Source organism: Chamaesiphon sp., assembly GCF_041737865.1.
GTDB lineage: Bacteria > Cyanobacteriota > Cyanobacteriia > Cyanobacteriales > Chamaesiphonaceae > Chamaesiphon.
This window is the reverse complement of record NZ_JBGSQZ010000211.1, coordinates 1-16,390: the sequence shown is the minus strand read 5'-3', so window position 1 is coordinate 16,390 and position 16,390 is coordinate 1. Positions and strand designations below refer to the sequence as shown.

The 16,390-nt window shown below is 45.9% G+C and carries 19 protein-coding genes; 7 read left to right on the top strand and 12 right to left on the bottom strand.

The annotated features are described in order from the left end of the window. Nucleotides 1-98: 98 nt before the first annotated feature. From ACEW9J_RS15780 to minC, 6 genes are all read right to left on the bottom strand, one after another. A complete protein-coding gene (locus ACEW9J_RS15780; RefSeq protein WP_373546065.1) occupies nt 99-872 on the bottom strand; it encodes a hypothetical protein in 774 nt (257 codons plus the stop codon). A 205-nt stretch (nt 873-1,077) separates the two neighbouring features. Further along, complete coding sequence (locus ACEW9J_RS15775) at nt 1,078-1,722, bottom strand: nitroreductase family protein (RefSeq protein ID WP_373546064.1); 645 nt, start codon at nt 1,720-1,722, stop codon at nt 1,078-1,080. A 254-nt stretch (nt 1,723-1,976) separates the two neighbouring features. After that, the gene (tgt, locus tag ACEW9J_RS15770) at nt 1,977-3,116 is read right to left on the bottom strand and encodes a tRNA guanosine(34) transglycosylase Tgt (protein ID WP_373546063.1); all 1,140 of its coding nucleotides are present in this window, start codon (nt 3,114-3,116) and stop codon (nt 1,977-1,979) included. A gap of 159 nt (nt 3,117-3,275) precedes the next feature. Next, complete coding sequence (gene minE, locus ACEW9J_RS15765; RefSeq protein WP_373546067.1) at nt 3,276-3,587, bottom strand: cell division topological specificity factor MinE; 312 nt, start codon at nt 3,585-3,587, stop codon at nt 3,276-3,278. 565 nt (nt 3,588-4,152) lie between these two features. Further along, nucleotides 4,153-4,953, bottom strand: a complete 801-nt coding sequence (gene minD / locus ACEW9J_RS15760) for a septum site-determining protein MinD (protein ID WP_373546062.1) — start codon at nt 4,951-4,953, stop codon at nt 4,153-4,155. 83 nt (nt 4,954-5,036) lie between these two features. After that, nucleotides 5,037-5,873 carry a septum site-determining protein MinC gene (gene minC, locus ACEW9J_RS15755; RefSeq protein ID WP_373546061.1) on the bottom strand — a complete coding sequence of 279 codons (837 nt, stop codon included), beginning with the start codon at nt 5,871-5,873 and terminating at the stop codon, nt 5,037-5,039. A 148-nt stretch (nt 5,874-6,021) separates the two neighbouring features. Here minC and ACEW9J_RS15750 point away from each other — a divergent pair, with 148 nt between their 5' ends. After that, complete coding sequence (locus tag ACEW9J_RS15750; RefSeq protein WP_373546060.1) at nt 6,022-6,222, top strand: hypothetical protein; 201 nt, start codon at nt 6,022-6,024, stop codon at nt 6,220-6,222. A gap of 119 nt (nt 6,223-6,341) precedes the next feature. Beyond that, complete coding sequence (locus ACEW9J_RS15745) at nt 6,342-7,115, top strand: ABC transporter permease (protein ID WP_373546059.1); 774 nt, start codon at nt 6,342-6,344, stop codon at nt 7,113-7,115. A gap of 71 nt (nt 7,116-7,186) precedes the next feature. On the opposite strand, the gene ACEW9J_RS15740 is transcribed toward ACEW9J_RS15745, so the two are convergent. Then, on the bottom strand, nt 7,187-7,651 hold the full coding sequence (locus ACEW9J_RS15740; RefSeq protein ID WP_373546058.1) for a hypothetical protein: 465 nt from the start codon (nt 7,649-7,651) through the stop codon (nt 7,187-7,189). Between the two features lie 211 nt (nt 7,652-7,862). Between ACEW9J_RS15740 and ACEW9J_RS15735 the strand changes: the two genes are divergently transcribed. Next, nucleotides 7,863-8,162, top strand: a complete 300-nt coding sequence (locus ACEW9J_RS15735) for a hypothetical protein (protein WP_373546057.1) — start codon at nt 7,863-7,865, stop codon at nt 8,160-8,162. A gap of 20 nt (nt 8,163-8,182) precedes the next feature. Further along, on the top strand, nt 8,183-8,950 hold the full coding sequence (locus tag ACEW9J_RS15730) for a DUF1350 family protein (protein ID WP_373546056.1): 768 nt from the start codon (nt 8,183-8,185) through the stop codon (nt 8,948-8,950). 128 nt (nt 8,951-9,078) lie between these two features. Here ACEW9J_RS15730 and ACEW9J_RS15725 read toward each other — a convergent pair whose 3' ends face one another. Next, nucleotides 9,079-10,035: a protochlorophyllide reductase gene (locus tag ACEW9J_RS15725; RefSeq protein ID WP_373546055.1), complete on the bottom strand. Its 957-nt coding sequence runs from the start codon at nt 10,033-10,035 to the stop codon at nt 9,079-9,081. A 140-nt stretch (nt 10,036-10,175) separates the two neighbouring features. On the opposite strand from ACEW9J_RS15725, the gene ylqF reads away from it, so the two are divergent. Together ylqF and ACEW9J_RS15715 are read left to right on the top strand one after the other, a co-directional pair. Then, a complete protein-coding gene (gene ylqF, locus ACEW9J_RS15720; protein WP_373546054.1) occupies nt 10,176-11,027 on the top strand; it encodes a ribosome biogenesis GTPase YlqF in 852 nt (283 codons plus the stop codon). Between the two features lie 175 nt (nt 11,028-11,202). After that, entirely contained in the window at nt 11,203-12,324 is a 1,122-nt protein-coding gene (locus ACEW9J_RS15715) for a glycosyltransferase family 4 protein (protein ID WP_373546053.1), read from the top strand. Between the two features lie 311 nt (nt 12,325-12,635). Here the strand turns inward: ACEW9J_RS15715 and secG are convergent, their stop codons facing one another. Continuing rightward, nucleotides 12,636-12,911: a preprotein translocase subunit SecG gene (gene secG, locus ACEW9J_RS15710; protein WP_373546052.1), complete on the bottom strand. Its 276-nt coding sequence runs from the start codon at nt 12,909-12,911 to the stop codon at nt 12,636-12,638. 113 nt (nt 12,912-13,024) lie between these two features. Next, nucleotides 13,025-14,623 (bottom strand): 2,3-bisphosphoglycerate-independent phosphoglycerate mutase, encoded by a 1,599-nt coding sequence (gene gpmI / locus ACEW9J_RS15705; protein WP_373546051.1) that lies wholly within the window; start codon nt 14,621-14,623, stop codon nt 13,025-13,027. Nucleotides 14,624-14,933: 310 nt separating this feature from the next. Between gpmI and ACEW9J_RS15700 the strand changes: the two genes are divergently transcribed. Continuing rightward, nucleotides 14,934-15,137, top strand: a complete 204-nt coding sequence (locus tag ACEW9J_RS15700) for a DUF433 domain-containing protein (protein WP_373546066.1) — start codon at nt 14,934-14,936, stop codon at nt 15,135-15,137. Between the two features lie 92 nt (nt 15,138-15,229). On the opposite strand, the gene ACEW9J_RS15695 is transcribed toward ACEW9J_RS15700, so the two are convergent. Continuing rightward, a complete protein-coding gene (locus tag ACEW9J_RS15695; RefSeq protein ID WP_373546050.1) occupies nt 15,230-15,625 on the bottom strand; it encodes a DUF5615 family PIN-like protein in 396 nt (131 codons plus the stop codon). A gap of 88 nt (nt 15,626-15,713) precedes the next feature. Beyond that, nucleotides 15,714-16,160, bottom strand: a complete 447-nt coding sequence (locus tag ACEW9J_RS15690) for a hypothetical protein (protein WP_373546049.1) — start codon at nt 16,158-16,160, stop codon at nt 15,714-15,716. Between the last annotated feature and the right edge of the window lie 230 nt (nt 16,161-16,390).

Sequence of the window (16,390 nt, the reverse complement as noted above, 5' to 3'; positions counted from 1 at the left end):
AGTCGGCTTTTTCGCTCCTCGTGGAGAAGACAAGAAGCGTTTGAGATTGACATGACTAGCACAGTCTCGTAAAAATTCCGCCAACAACGCCACGCTCATCAGTGCAAAAGGTTTCCAATCCTCAGCTTCAATGGCAATCTCCATCCCTCTAAAAGTTGACTGGACTTCTTCAACCACATATTCAAACCGAGGTGTTCTCGAATCACGAAACTGGCATCACGGGTACTCATGCCAGTCAAAAAGTCTTTGGTACAAAAATTTCGGTCAGCAATCCAGACTTGCCCTGCTGTAACCGTTTCCAGCACGGATGGCAACAATGACCGTTCTTGTGCGTGAGCATCTTCTTCGGGAAATACATCGACAACCATTTCTCGCTGCGGGTCTAGCACTGCGATTGCTTGTCCTGGTAGTGCCCCTGCTGCTTCTGCTCGTAACACCTTGATTCGATGTTCTGTCCCCCCGATGTGATTCCCATCAATGATTCTGACTTCAGATCCCGGCAAGATAATCTTGCTTGCTTGAGTAAATTCTGCCACCACTGATGAGAGTTGTGCGCTGCTGTACCGCACCAATGCCTGTGATAGCTTTGGTTCCAGTCCATTGATTTTTGCGTACAATGATACTTTTGATACCCCCACCACTTTCTCGAATGCTTTGTAGGCTGCGCCAACTGATGGATAAATTCCGCAGACGACTAAGCTCATGATTCCGACTACACTTGAGAATAGGAGTTCTCTGGTGTACTGCCGCTCTGCTGTGTCCTCAAACAACTGTTCTAGTTGCTCTGTGGCAAAGATTTTTGCCATGATTGCTCTGACCATCACTGTCAAGGGTGTCTGCTCTACAAATCTCTCAAAGATGTTACTAATCATCTTCAATTCCCTCTCTGGTTCGGTTTTTGGCTTTCAAGTCGGATTATACTCCGCTTTTATGCCCTTTGAGGCTGCACTAGTACAACAGCTCACCTTAACAGGGGTAGGGTTAAGGGTTAGGGCGGGGATAGTGGTTACTTTAATAACCCCGACTTTTAGAATATATCTCCGACTTCTTCAAAGAAGTCGGGGATATGATTTACATCTAGCCGTGATAAGGTCGATCGATGCGATCGAGTGATACATTAAACTCGAAAGGCATCCGACCTGGATTTTTGCGCGGTTCCGCAGAGTAGCCGATTGGTAGTACCAGCGCAATGGCAAGATCTGGATCGTTTTCCGCACCGATAACGGCTTTGACTTTCGATTCAATCCAGCCATTCATCATACAGGTGGACAGTCCCAAACTCTCAGCAGCCAGCATCGTATGGGTAGCCGCAATCATCGCATCTTTGATGGCATATTCCCTCGCTTTATCGCCGATTGCGACTGCAAATTCGGGGATAGCTTTCTTAAAATAGGCGGCGGTACCCTCACTCCAGGCACCAGTTTGGATACCTTGTTCGATAATTGGGGTAACATCTTTTTCGCCAGCCTTAATATCTGCCGCAAACACAAAGTTTACAGGTGCTTGGCCGATTTGAGGCTGATTGAAACAAGCTGCCCCTAAAGCTGCTCTTTGGTCGGGATCTGCCACGATGACAATGCGCCAATCCTGAATATTATAGCTACTGGGTGCCGCGATAGTCAGTTGGACGAGTTGCAGGAGTATTTCTGGAGCGATCGGATCGGGTTTAAATGTTTTGATCGATCGGCGTTGTAGTATTGCAGTAGTTACGTCCAATGGCATGATTTTTAGTTGATAGTTAAATTTTCGAGATTACACCTCAAAAAATATTTAAGAGCGAGTCTCGACAATCCATTTTAGTCGGTTGGGTGGAATAAAGCGTTGGTGCAGCCTCTGCCTTAGTAGACACCGCTGTATTGACGCTCACAGGCGTGGAGGGAACCTCCGCAATCGAGCGTCGCTTCCTGAATTGCCCCGACTCTAAATTCCAGAGATTGCCCGATCGAGTGAATCATACCTGGATTCAGCAACACCGTTTATTCATCAATCGATTCTTCTTCAGCAGTAGTCGTCAACCAGTGTCCAAATTCTTCCATAAATCGATCGCGCAAGATCGCATCGCGAATCTTTTGGGTAAACCGGATGAGTTCGGTAATATTGTGGATCGATAACAGCGTAAATCCAGTGATTTCGCCACAGCGGACTAGATGGCAGAGATAAGCGCGACTATAGTTCTGGCAGGTATAACAGGGACATGTATCGTCTAAGGGGGTAAAATCGCGCTTGAAGGGGGCATTCTTGAGATTCCAGCGTTCTCCCCTGACAAAGGCTGCACCGTGTCTAGCGACGCGGGTAGGGATGACACAATCGAATAAATCGATACCGGAGGCGATCGCAATCGCCATTTCTTTATAGGTACCGATGCCCATCAGGTAGCGCGGTTTACTTTCGGGCAATAATGGAGCCGTAGCACGGACGATTTTGTGGATGAAGTGCGCGGGTTCGCCGACACTGACTCCACCAATGGCATATCCATGAACGTCAAATTCTTGGAGCGATTTGGCTGCTTCGGCACGTAAATCTAAATGTACGCCGCCTTGGACGATCGGGAATAAGGCTTGATCTTCAGGGCGTTGGTGTGCTTTGATACAGCGGGCTAACCAGCGATAGGTACGCTCGGTAGCAGCGACAACTTCCTCGCGGGTGGCGGGGTAAGGTGGACATTCATCAAATGCCATAATTACATCGGCACCGAGGGCATTTTGAATCTCGATCGACTTTTCAGGCGAAATAAAAATCGTGCGTCCATCTAGGGGTGATTTAAAAGTTACACCTTCTTCGGTAATCTTCCGCATTTTGCTAAGGCTAAATACCTGAAACCCGCCGGAATCAGTCAGCATCGGCCCTTTCCAGTTCATGAATTTATGCAATCCACCTGCTTCTCTGATGATATCTTCACCTGGGCGGAGATGCAGATGATAGGTATTGGCTAGTACCATTTGCGCCTGGGCATCTTCCAGATGAGCTGAGGTGAGCGTTTTCACAGCAGCCGTAGTACCGACAGGCATAAATCTCGGCGTTTCGACAATTCCGTGTGGAGTATGGAAAATGCCCGCACGAGCATGAGTGTGGCTACATTTGCCTAAGCAGTCGAAAGAGAAATGAGGGTGGTTCAAGAGATGGACTGGGGGACTGGGGGGACTGGGGGACTGGGGGGACTGGGGGACTGGGGGACTGGGGGACTGGGGGACTGGGGACTGGTTCAAACACTATCCACTATCCACCATTCACCATCCACCCCTAAAACCTAAAACCTAAAGCCTAAAGCCTAAAACCTAACTCGCCGGATCGTCACCAGCCCAACCTAACGGGGATACTTCAGTATCATCTTTGACACGTTTAATCGGCAAATTGGCGATTAGAGCTGTCACTCGTTGATTGCTCTCCAAGCTAAAATCTAGTCCTTGCGGATCGATTTCCACATAACGCGATACGACTTGCAGAATTTCTTGACGCATCATCTCAACCATTTGGGGGCTAAGATCGGTGCGATCGTGAGCAATAACTAATTGTAACCGTCGTTTTACTTGCTCCCGACTCGGTTCAGCTACGCGAGGGAATAACATTTCTAGAAATTCATTAATCATAGTCATAGTATGCGGTCGATAGAAGGAGTTAGCACCTAAATGATGGAATCGTTGGTGGGTAAAGCATGGTGATAATTAGTTCCTACAAACTTTTTGACCCAATCTCTAGATATATATTCACGAACCTGTGTCAAATTAGACATCTAGCGTAGGAAGTCAATGGTGGATGGCTTGCACTGTTGGCGTTAGCCTGCCGCAGGCAATGCGTAGCCCAAGTGTCAATATTAGTTGGTCTTTCGATTCTCGCTCCGACCAACTGAGCCGACGAAAACGTCGTCTAATCGATGAAAGAAACTCTGTTTGGGTGCGTTAGATTTCATTCTTCAACCCAATTTACAGATCCTTTCTCCGAGCTAGTTTCAGCTAAGTTCCTTAGAAAAGGCTCACGGGAACGGGTGGGAATAGAATAGCTTTTATCTAATCAGTTCTTTGCTTCAAGGGAGATGCTGGGGCGGTAAAGCATCGGTGCAGCAGGAACATGGCAGATACTACTATTAAATCACTTCCGAGCAAATTAATAAAATCCTCGATGGGTATAACTAACTTTCATATTTTAGGTATATGGCTATTTGGCGAAGATTTTACGTAGTCGTGTTAATAAATTATCACGCTCGACACTGAGATCTAAGTATGGAGTTTTTTCACCGCAGAGACGATGGGCGATATTCTCAAAAGCTTGAGCGGCGCGAGAGTTGGAATTGTTCTCCAATACCAATGGTTCGCCGCGATTGGTAGAGGTGATTACCCGTTCATCTTCTGGTACGACACCGATTAACTGCACGGCGAGAATTTCACTCACATCTTCGACAGACATCATCTCACTTGCTTCTACCATTGATGGACGCAAGCGATTGACAATTAATCTGGCTGGACTAATATTACTCGCTTCGAGTAAGCCGATGACTCGATCGGCATCCCGTACCGCAGAAATCTCTGGAGTGGTGACAATCAGAGCTTCTTGAGCAGCCGCGATCGCATTTTTGAAGCCCATTTCAATTCCTGCTGGACTGTCAATCAAGACAAAATCGAATTGGGGAGCGAGTTCGCCGATCATCCATTTCATATGGTTGGGGGTGATCATCTCCGCTTTACGATTTTGGGTAGCAGGGAGTAAAACCAATCCTGGCTGCCGTTTATCTCTGACTAATGCTTGATCGAGACGACATTCGCCTGCAAGGACTTCTACCGCAGTATACACGACGCGATTTTCCAATCCCAATAGTAGATCGAGATTTCGCAGTCCAAAGTCACCATCTACCAAGGCGACTCGATGCCCCATTTTAGCAAGAGTCATGCCCAGGTTCGCTGTCACAGTGGTTTTACCCACTCCGCCTTTACCGGAAGTAATTACAATAATACGAGTCATGAATTATAAATTGTGAATTATTTATTGTTTATTATAAAAATTCGCTTATTGGTTACGAGTTTGTACGACTTTCGCCCAAAAATTCAGTCAGATCGCTGAGATCCTGGTAGAGCTAGTTCGCGGAGGTAGGGGGTTGTTTTCAAGTCTATTGCTCTGGCGATCCGAATTCCTTGAGGGGTGACGTAGGCAATTTCTGGTTCAAACTGTGGTGGTGGGGTTTCTGGTGCGCGCGCGACTCGATCGGCAATTCGCAATTGGGTTGGCTCCATCTGGAGTGCCATAATCAGACATTGAGGGTTGTTGGGATAACCAGCATGAGCGATGCCCCGCAGTCTGCCCCACACGATAATGTCCCCCGCTGCAAAAATTTCACCGCCAGGATTGACATCGCCCATGATAATCACTGTACCCTGATGGCGGATGTCCATGCCCGATCGAACTGTCATCTGTAGGTAAATCGGTTCGGCGATTAGTGGTGCTGCGTCATGGCTGCGCGCAATTAAGGGAGCGATCGCAGACTGCTGGGATACGGAATAACCTGCTGTGGCAGCAGCTACGGCAGTTTGCCGACGGCTGGTACAGACGAGTTGGAGTTGCAGAGCTACGTCAGTGAGCGCATCAGCGATAGCTTGCAATTGTCTGGCATCTAGGAGTCGATCGTGAGCGACCAGATGTACCATTGCTAGTGGTTGCCAAAATCTTTTCCCAGCTTGAAGCCTTTGCTGAAGCTGTTCCCACAGATCGCTCCAACTTACAGAAGCTGGAGTCTGTGCTTCTGTCGGCAGGATCAATTTCACCACTCCGTCTTCCTGCTTGAGTCGAATTTGTAATTTAGGTCGATCCGCTGGAGTATCAGGGATTGAATCCGCTTTTTCCTGAGTAGTTAGTGTGGACGAGGTAGATAAGGAATCAGCATTCATAGCCTACAGAGTGGTAACGATCGCAAATGACTTTTACATCTTACACTTCAAACGGATGTTCCGTTGAGATTGTCGGTCATCTATTTAGGTATTATGGTGTAGATCTAATATTTTTTAGACGGTTTAATTAAGTAAAAACCGATCGCTCATGCCAAATTCAGGATCGACGATCGTGCCTGTCATGCTTGCCTTGGCTGGAGTTGGATTTAGTCTGCCTGCGATCGCTACACAGCCTCTACGCCAAAGAATTGACACAATCTTCCAATTCAAAGGTGGTACCAACTATCTTCACTCAATCCTACAAATTGCCAAAAAATGCCCGATTAAGCGGTATCGCCACCCTCATTAGAAGTAGCCAATTGAATTCATTAGTACCAGTTTTTAAATTTTAGCTGCGGTTGTGAGATTGGCAGGTGAGATCTACTAATATAAGTCTCAGTCAGATCGCTTAGACAGTACCTAAAAAAAATGAGTTTAATTCGGATTTGGGCAGTAGCAAGTAACGTATTTCGGGAAGTGATGCGCGAACGGATCTTTTTGACGATCGGCTTTTATGCTTTATTGATGCTGGCGGCTGGGCGGATATTACCTTCGATCGCTGGTGCTGCACAAGACAAAATCATGACAGATTTTGGGACTGCTAGTTCTAGTTTACTCGGTGTAGTCGTGGCAATTTTTGTAGGGACAGGCTTAATTAATAAAGAAATCGAAAAGCGAACTGTCTTTACGATCGTTACCAAACCGATTAGTAGTATTGAATTTATCCTGGGTAAACATTTAGGCTTATCGGCAGTATTAGCGATTTTGGTAGCTGGGATGACAGCAATTTATCTCATGGTACTCAGCCTTTCCCAGATTAATTATCAGTTAGTTCCGCTCTTGGTTGCTGCATTTTTTCTATTTCTAGAACTATGCCTACTGACGGCTGCGGCATTATTATTTGGCGTATTCACGAGTTCGATTTTAGCAATTCTACTGACTTTTTCGCTTTATTTAGTCGGACACTTGAGTGAAGGGATGGTAAAACTAGCAGGTGTCACCAAAAATCCTGGTTTTCAACAACTGACAGATAATTTATATCTGGTTTTACCCGATCTATCTCGACTAGATCTCAAGAATGATGCTGTCTATGGAGTCTTACCACAGCTAGATATACTCTTGCTCAATGCTGGGTATGCGGTGGTTTATACAGTGGCATTATTGCTCGTGACAACGGTAATTTTCTCCCGCAGACAGTTCTAGTTTACAGAGCCACCATCTGGAGGAGATCGATACTCCCCCATCCCGACTACCGATCGGCCAAATGGCTGAAATTAGAGTTTTTGGTGAGTATAGGCGTGTTGCTTGACATTATCGTCTTTGGTGACGACTCGATCGGCATTGAGTACCCGCTTCCGCTCGGTAGAATAGTTAAAGCTGGCGTAAGTATCACCTTGAGCGATGTGTGATTGGGCTTCAGGGCGGCGTTTGTAGGTGCGTGCTGTGGCGATACAACGATAGGCAAATTCGTTACCCAACTGACATTCAGCGGGGAAACTCGCTGGAATTTCGGGCGTATCTCCAGCAATCAGCGCGCCGAGAGTGGTGGCTGCGGCAATTTGATAGGATGTGGGAATACCCTTGAACAAGGCTTCTAGAGCGGAGGAAGGAATCGGTTCGATCACTTTGAGTTCGCGAACGCCATCATCGTCACGGAAGAAGCAGGTAGCCACACCGACGACAACATAGTCGTCACAGGTAAGATCTGGAGCATCAGCGATCGAGTTGAGAGTTGTCATAGAAATTTAATTAATCTAGTCTAGAAGATATCTATTTAGCTGTTTAGATCCTACCAACTTAACTAGGCTCGGTAGATCCTCGTTAGACTACTTATTATATTGACAAGAAAATATCACAGTACCACTCTGAGGTATTAGTCTTTATTTTGCCACAAACATGAGATTTGCCCTCCCCCGCTCCCGACACTACCCGCTTTAGAGATCGCCACACATGGAAGCTTTTAGCCCTACCCCGCCAGATTGGAGAGAAATAGCAACTCACGCCGACGGATTTTGCTGTCCTAATTGTGGTGCTAGCTCCACCACAGCTACCGCTGCTTGGATCGATCGTCGCTCCCCCGTATTTATCGAAAACCGCAAACGCAAATGGCAGGAATTTTATCTGTGTCAGTGCGGAAAAGCTTGGTGGGGATGGAGCGACGATCGCACCCCCAATGAATTTGCCGAACGAACCCCCTACAATAGTGAAGACAGCGATCTCGATTACGATAGCTTCTTTGGGTACTTCTAAATCAACAAGAAACAACTGCAATGGATTGGCAAGAAATTTCTGGTAATTGGGTTTATATTCCTCGTCAGCCGCGTGCAATTATCCATTTTTTAGGTGGTGCATTTGTGGCAGCAGCTCCACATCTTACCTATCGACTATTATTAGAAGACTTGGGTAAGCAAGGGTATGCAACTATTGCGACACCGTTTATCAATACTTTCGATCATCGATCGATCGCTAGTGAAGTCTACAATAGTTTTGAAGATACATTAGAATTGCTCCAAAATCGTCGGTATCTACCCGCTGAATCTTTACCAGTTTATGGTGTCGGACATAGTATGGGGTGCAAGCTACATCTGTTGATTGGCAGTATTTACGACGTTAAGCGATCGGGAAATATTTTAATTTCATTCAATAATTTTTCGGCGCGGGATGCCGTACCATTGATGGGTCAAATGCCCCAAGAATTCAATATGGAATTTGCTCCCAATCCTCAAGAAACACTCGATCTGATCGCCGATTATTATGATGTCAGTCGCAATCTGATTATCAAATTTAGTAATGATACGATCGATCAATCATATACTTTAGGTCAAATCCTGACTAAAATCTTTCCTGGTAAAGTTTCGACACAGGTGATTAATGGCAGTCACATCACCCCATTAGGACAGAACTTACAATGGCAATCGAATCCTCAAAGTTTTACCCCTTTTGATGCGATCGGACAATGGATCGATCGAGAAGTTAATCGCGATTTATACCAACTCAAGCGAGAAATGCTACGCTGGCTCGATCCTGTAAGTACATAGTTTTTAGTCGTAGGGTGTGTTAGCGACAGCGTAACGCACCAATGTCCGATACTGGTGCGTTGGGCGCAAGCCGTAACGCACCCTACGACTAAAAACCTAATTATCAATTATCAACTATCAATTATCAATTAATTTAAGCCTACCAATTTCGCGGTCAATTCCCACATGCGGACAGCCTTGTCATCACTAGCTCGATCTGACAACTCCTGCACGAATGATTTACCACCGACTTTTTGACGATTACCCCAACTCCAATGCACCCCAGATTGCTTAAATTCAGGATCGGCGACGACTTGAGCCACCCTGTCGCCAGCTAGCTCCTGACTCACATAACCCTTAGTAATATTTTTCTGGAACCAGGGGAAGATCTTTTGGAATAAAGGATAACTGTTGCGGAATAGCGGTGTATCAGCGACACATCCAGGGTAGAGCGTATTAAACACAATCCCCGTCGGATCGTGATAACGCTGATGTAACTCGCGGCTTGTCATCATATTGCACAGCTTACTGTCTTTATAAGCTTTACCCGCTTTAAATGGTTTGCCGTCAATCATCGAAATTGGTGCTTTAAATCCGGCGGCTAATCCCTGAAGATCGCCTAAATCTGCTGGTGCAGGAATCGGAATCTTGCCGCCTAACTCCTTAGAATTGGCTGTGACGGTGCCTAAAATAATCAAACGCTTATCTGGTGCAGATGAAGCTTTTAAGTCCTCTAGGAGCAGATTAGCTAGCAGGAAATGACCAAAATGATTGGTGGCGACACTCAATTCATAACCTTCTGGCGATCGCATTGGTTCTTTGACCAAGGGTAAATAAACCGCCGCATTACACACCAAAGCATCTAAAGATTTACCCGTAGCTCTGAACTCCTGCACGAACTTTCTGACGCTTTCCAGAGAGCCTAGATCGATGTGGATGATGCTATAGCTAGTTGAGGGTATCCCTACTGCTTGAGCTGCTGTTGCCGTTTTGGGTAAATCGCGACATGCCATCACCACATGCCAACCCCGCTGCGCCATAGCTTTGGCGGTATACAAGCCTACTCCTGATGAGGCTCCGGTAATGATTACTATTTGTTGTGTCATTTTAATAAAATTCTCTTACGGATCTAAAAACTCAGATCGCAACTCGATCGTACAGCATTATCAGACACTCTGAAGACGAGTCAAATTAAGTTCGATCGCAGCGGTTAAACTAGTAACTGAATAACTGCTAACCATAGATTATGACATTACCAGCAATCCAATGGTATCCAGGGCATATTGCCAAAGCCGAACGTCAGCTTCAAGAACAAGTCAAAAAAGTTGATGTTGTCCTCGAAGTACGGGATGCGCGGATTCCGTTTGCGACATATCACCCACTCCTAGCGACGTGGATTGGCAATAAACCCAAATTACTCATCCTAAATCGGGTCGATATGATCCCGCCCACAGTGCGAGAATTATGGACTGAATGGTTTATCTCCCAAGGCGAACAGCCATTTTTTGCTAACTCTCAAAGAGGAACGGGCGTAGTTGCCATTTCCAAAGCAGCACAACTCGCAGGTATCGCCATCAACCAAAAACGGAAAGAACGCGGGATGCTACCACGTCCGGTACGAGCTGTCGTCATCGGTTTCCCCAATGTGGGTAAATCAGCCCTGATCAATCGACTGCTGAATAAACGAGTAGTAGAAAGTGCCCGACGTGCTGGTGTCACTAGATCGCTCCGCTGGGTGAGAATTTCTGATGAGTTAGAGCTATTAGACGCGCCAGGGATTATTCCTGGACGTTTGAACGATCGAGAAGCGGCGGTAAAGCTGGCGATCTGCGATGATATTGGTGAAGCTGGATACGACAGGCAGAGCATGGCGGCAGCATTTATCGAGCTGTGTCAGGAGTTGGGCTATATCGATGGACTAAACGCCAGATATGGTTCGGTACCGACGACTTTGAGCGGCGCAGAATACCTGCACAATCTCGCAAATCAAAAGTATCGCGGCGATCTAGAACGCACATCGCATCTGATTCTCAATGATTTTCGGACGGGAATATTAGGTAGTATTCCCTTGGAGTTACCAGTTAAGTCTCATGTCTAATTCGCAGCCATCACACTTTCGATCGCCACAAACGACTCAGTTACTCTGATGACAGCAACCCCGCTGTCATAAAGTCCCTAGTGCCCGAGTAGACTTTCCTGGTATATTTAGGAATTACTAAATATTTAATCCTTAATATCTAAGTTTACTAAAATCCCGATCGATTTAACAAAAGATGCATATTGCGTGGCTGGGAAAGAAAACGCCTTTTTGTGGCAATGTTACCTATAGTCGAGAAATTACTAGTGCCTTAACTAATCGTGGGCACAAAGTGAGTTTCATGCACTTTGCTGATACCAAAGCTGATGGCGATGAAGTGCCACTACCGTTTCTCTACAAATCTCAGGTATACACCATTCCCACGATCAGAGCTAAACGAGTACTCGAACGATCGCTGCGTCGTCGCAAGCCAGATATCGTTCATGCTTCACTAAGTTTATCCCCGCTAGATTTTCTGCTACCAGAAATTTGCCAAGAACTAAATTTACCGCTGATTTCGACATTTCATACCCCCTACGATGGGAAGCGTCGCAATGTGACTTCGACCACCCAGTTGCTAGCCTATCAACTGTATGCACCATTTTTAGCCAGATACGATCGCACGATTATTTTCTGTGAAGAACAACAAGATTTATTAGTCAAATTAGGTGTATCACGCGATCGCCTGATCGTCATCCCAAATGGCGTGGACGAACAAAAATATACCCCAGGGATTAGTAATATTAAAGCTGAGTTTAATGCTCGGCAAATCTACGTTTACCAAGGACGGATCTCGACTGAAAAAAATGTCGAATCTCTGCTTAAAGCTTGGAAATACTGCAACATGAGCAACTATGGTTGCAAACTATTACTAGTTGGTGATGGCCCACTCAGACCCAATCTCGAACCATTTTACAATACCGATCATGGTGTGATTTGGTTGGGTGCAATTCGGGATGATGCCCGTCGGATCGAGATTTTGCGAGGTGCTGATGTATTTATTCTGCCTTCTTTAGTTGAAGGTTTGTCACTATCTTTATTGGAAGCGATGTCTTGTGGACTAGCCTGTGTAGCTACCGATGCAGGTGCAGATGCTTCGGTGATTAGTGGTGGTGCTGGAGTAGTAATCAATACTCAAGGTGTCTCCGGTCAACTTCGCACTCTCCTCCCCGTCCTCCGCGAACATCCTGGTTGGATAGAGATTTTGGGCAAATCTGCCCGTCAGCGAGTGTTAGAAAGCTACACCCTCAAAAGTAATGTCGATCGAATCGAACGTCTGTATGGCGAGATTCTCGCCCCTATTCAGCAAGTTGGGTAGTTTGAATTATTTTTCACCAGAAAGTCCGATCGAAATTAAGTAGTCATGCAAAATTAATCGTATATGCCCTGGTCAATTTGCAGAGCAGAAAATGCTTGTTCCACAAGGAATATGGGTATTTAATCAGATTTGCAAAATGTATATTTAATTTCATATAGGTACTTAGGTACTCGATCGGTTAATTTAGTACGGTGGACTTTCACTACCGTACTAATTTTTAATCATTATCGATCGCCTAAATATTCGCTTCACCCTTTCGATCTTTCTAACAGATGTAGATCTATTGAATTAACATAACTGCCAGCTTGCTGCTAATTACCAATAACTGGAGGCACTACAACGGGAGTAACTGGTGCAGAAGATAGCCAACCAGCACTAAGAATAATTGTCAGAGTGATAAACACTAAAAATAGACCCCAGGTAATCCGATTGAGGTTGCTTTCAGCACTTTTAGTACTACTAAATAACTGCGCTTGTCCGCCAATACCCCCAATTCCATCACCTTTGGGGCTGTGGAGTAGTACCATCGCTGTCAAACCAAATGCCGACAGACACCAAATACTCTCAATTACATTAATAATATTCATCTAGCAATTCTAAACCGTAATAATCTTTAGTCTATTGTATCTCGATCTTGGCTGGGATTTAGCAACAGAGGGGTACTGAGCAAAGATCGCACACTCAATACCCCATCACAATCCTACACCCCAACTCGCATCGGCGATCGAGTGTGTTGGAACTCGACGAGAGTTGGTAAGATCATTGACTTACCAGTCATTTCTACAGGCTGGGGAATCTGAAGAATCTCTAAAATTGTCGGTGCGAGATCTGCTAATTTACCATCCTCGCGGAGGGCAACATCGGTACCATGTCCCTGAAGTTGGCGGCGTTCGCCTTCAATCAGGATGAATGGTACCTGGCTGGTGGTGTGGGCTGTCCACGGATTCCCCGCTTCGTCACACATATATTCAGCATTGCCATGATCTGCGGTGATAATCGTCGTTCCGCCGACTTTACCCACACTTTCTAGTAACTTACCCATACAACCATCGACAGTTTCGATCGCTTGAATGGTAGGTGCCATTTTCCCTGTATGTCCGACCATATCGGGATTGGCATAGTTAACCACGACCAGAGTGTATACTTGCTTGGCGATCGCGGCAGTAACAATATCTGTGACTGTATTCGCGGACATCGCTGGAGCGCGATCGTAAGTACTCACCTGCGGACTAGGAATCAGTTCCCGAGCCTCCCCAGGATATGGTTCTTCTCTCCCCCCATTGAAGAAATAAGTAACGTGAGCATATTTTTCGGTTTCAGCTACCCGAAACTGCTGTAAATCCCGCGCGGCGATGACTTCTCCCAGCATATTTTGTAACTGCTGTGGTTCAAAAGCAACTAATACGGGTAGTGTCGAATCGTATTGAGTAAATGTAGCAAAAGTTAGTCCGGTAATTTGAGTACGGATGAAGCCAGTGAATTTTGGATTCACGAGGGCATTAGTGAGCTGTCTAGAGCGGTCGGGACGGAAGTTAAAGAAAATCACACCATCACCAGATGCGATCGCGCCTGGGGCGATCCTAGTGGGGCTGATAAACTCATCAGTTTTGTCATCAGCATAGCTATCGGTGAGCACTGTAGTTGCAGTTTTGCCACTACCTGCACCTGGATCGGTCAACACATCGTAAGCTAGCTTAACTCGATCCCAGCGATTGTCTCGATCGAGTGCGTAATAGCGACCACTAATAGTTACAATCTGACCTACACCGATTTCGGCGATCGCGTCTTCGATTTTTTGGACAGCCGATAAACCCTCGCGTGGATCGGTATCGCGTCCGTCGGTAATTACATGAATACAGACTTCCGTAATATCTCGATCGCGAGCTAATTGTAATAAGCCAATCAGATGATCTAGATGAGAATGAACTCCCCCCTCAGAACAGAGTCCAATTAGGTGTAGTTTACTCTGACGCTGTTTCACATCCTCACAAACCTTCACCAGAGCGGGATTTTCTAGGATAGTCCCATCTTTGACAGCATCGGAAATCCGCACCAATTCTTGGGGGACAATTCTCCCCGCACCGATATTTAGATGCCCGACTTCAGAATTACCCATCTGTCCATCTGGCAGCCCTACGGCGCGTCCAGACGTGTTAATCAGAGTATGTGGATAAGCAGCCCACAGACTATCAATGTTTGGTGTTTTGGCTTGAGCGATCGCATTGCCGTGGATATCTGGGCGATATCCCCAACCGTCCAAAATTACTAGCACCACCGGAGCTACAGGTGCTTGCGCCATATTATTCTTTGCCTTGTTGTTGTGAAGGATAAGATCGTGTTCATCATAGCAGTTATTCGCAACGTCCTGCTGCTCACTATGCTGGCTAGGATGGCTCAAATGCCAGTTTGACAGCGGTAAACGCGATCGCTAACCCAATCCAGATTCGGTACTGCTGGATCTGCGATCGACAAAAAAAACCAATCTTCATCTCGATCGATCCACCGGACATATTATGATGAAAGTACTGGAGGTAGTTACCACATGAGTAGTTCGCAACTGTTATCGCGGATCTCGATTACCTCCGGTAGGCTTCGCCAACGATCCTAATATTTGCTTCGGTAAGCCATGTATTAAAGGACATCGAATCTGGGTATCGCTAATTCTCGATTTCTTGGCTAGCGGTATGACTATGGCAGAAATCATCGAAGAATATCCCCAACTGCATACAGAAGATATTCTCGCTTGTATTGCCTATGGCGCAGAAATGTCACGGGAACGCTTTCTTGATATCCCCATTGAGTCAGTTGCATGAGAATAAAACTGGATGAAAATATCGGGCAACGGGGGAAAGCTTTGCTAATGGAAGCAGGGCATGAAGCCTACTCGATGCGATCTAGTATTGCACTACATTTCAGTGCGCGCACCTGCAAATCGAATGAGTTTTTCTGTTAATACAATAAAGCTATCCGATAGTTGTTCGGGGTATTCCGCTAGCAATTTTTGTAAGAGAGCTATTTTATTAACAGATAGTTGATTTTCAATTCTCAGTAAAATTACACCTCGATGAGGTCGCTGTTGTCGAAAGACTTTATCTCCGAAGTCTTTATCGCTAGTAATCAAAACCCAATTCTCGTCAAAAGCCTTCCGAATGACCTCATCATCATCAATTCCGCGTGCGCTCTCATAAACTGAAAATACTTCATGTCCTTGAGGGCGCAACCAATCTGGCACTAGTAAGCCACCATTTTCATCTACCAAGAATCCCCAGACAGAAGGTTGATGTTGATGTCGGATAAACATCTCCGCTTAAATCAACAGTCACCCAGATCTATATTGGGTGGCTGTTGATGTTGGGACACTCATCCAACAGCCAATGACACCATCAGGGTTAAAAATCGTACTGAACCCAGAGCTTAATTTGTTCGTGACCCACCAATTCCCGCTCGAACGTGGTGCAAAAGTCTTTAAACTCATCATCTGGTAGTACGATACAACCCATCGATCCAGGGACGTTAGCATCGCGATGAATTAACAGGTCGGATCGCTGTACTCCCTCTTTGGTTCGGACGGCAAAGGGAGTCATCGGATATCCCGCACCTTCAACACCTTTGACATGCGCTAAATCGAGCGGGGCGACTTGTACCCAGTAATTCGCAAAACTAGGGTTGCACTGGTAAGGAGCAGGACAAACCCCACCGCCCTGTTTAGACCGTCCCCCGATTTTTTGCCAATTGCCTAATCCAGATGTGGCTACCCAGCGATTGATATGCCCTTTTTCCCAATCGTATAAAACTAATCGCCCTCGATTGAGCGCGGGAGTATTATCGAGTGGCATCGAAAATACTAAAAACGGCTGTTTAAGCATTATTTAATCCTTTCTATTCCGGTATTCGTGTCTTCGGTCGTGAGTCTGGACGGGGTCACGATGCACAGTACGTCCTTGATTGCGGGGAAATATAAATCCAGTCCCAGCGAAATAAGTAAAGATACACCAGAAACAATAAATTGTAACCATCTGCGTTGTGTCACTTGATTGATGATGAGTGGTTAGTAAGCTGTAACAGG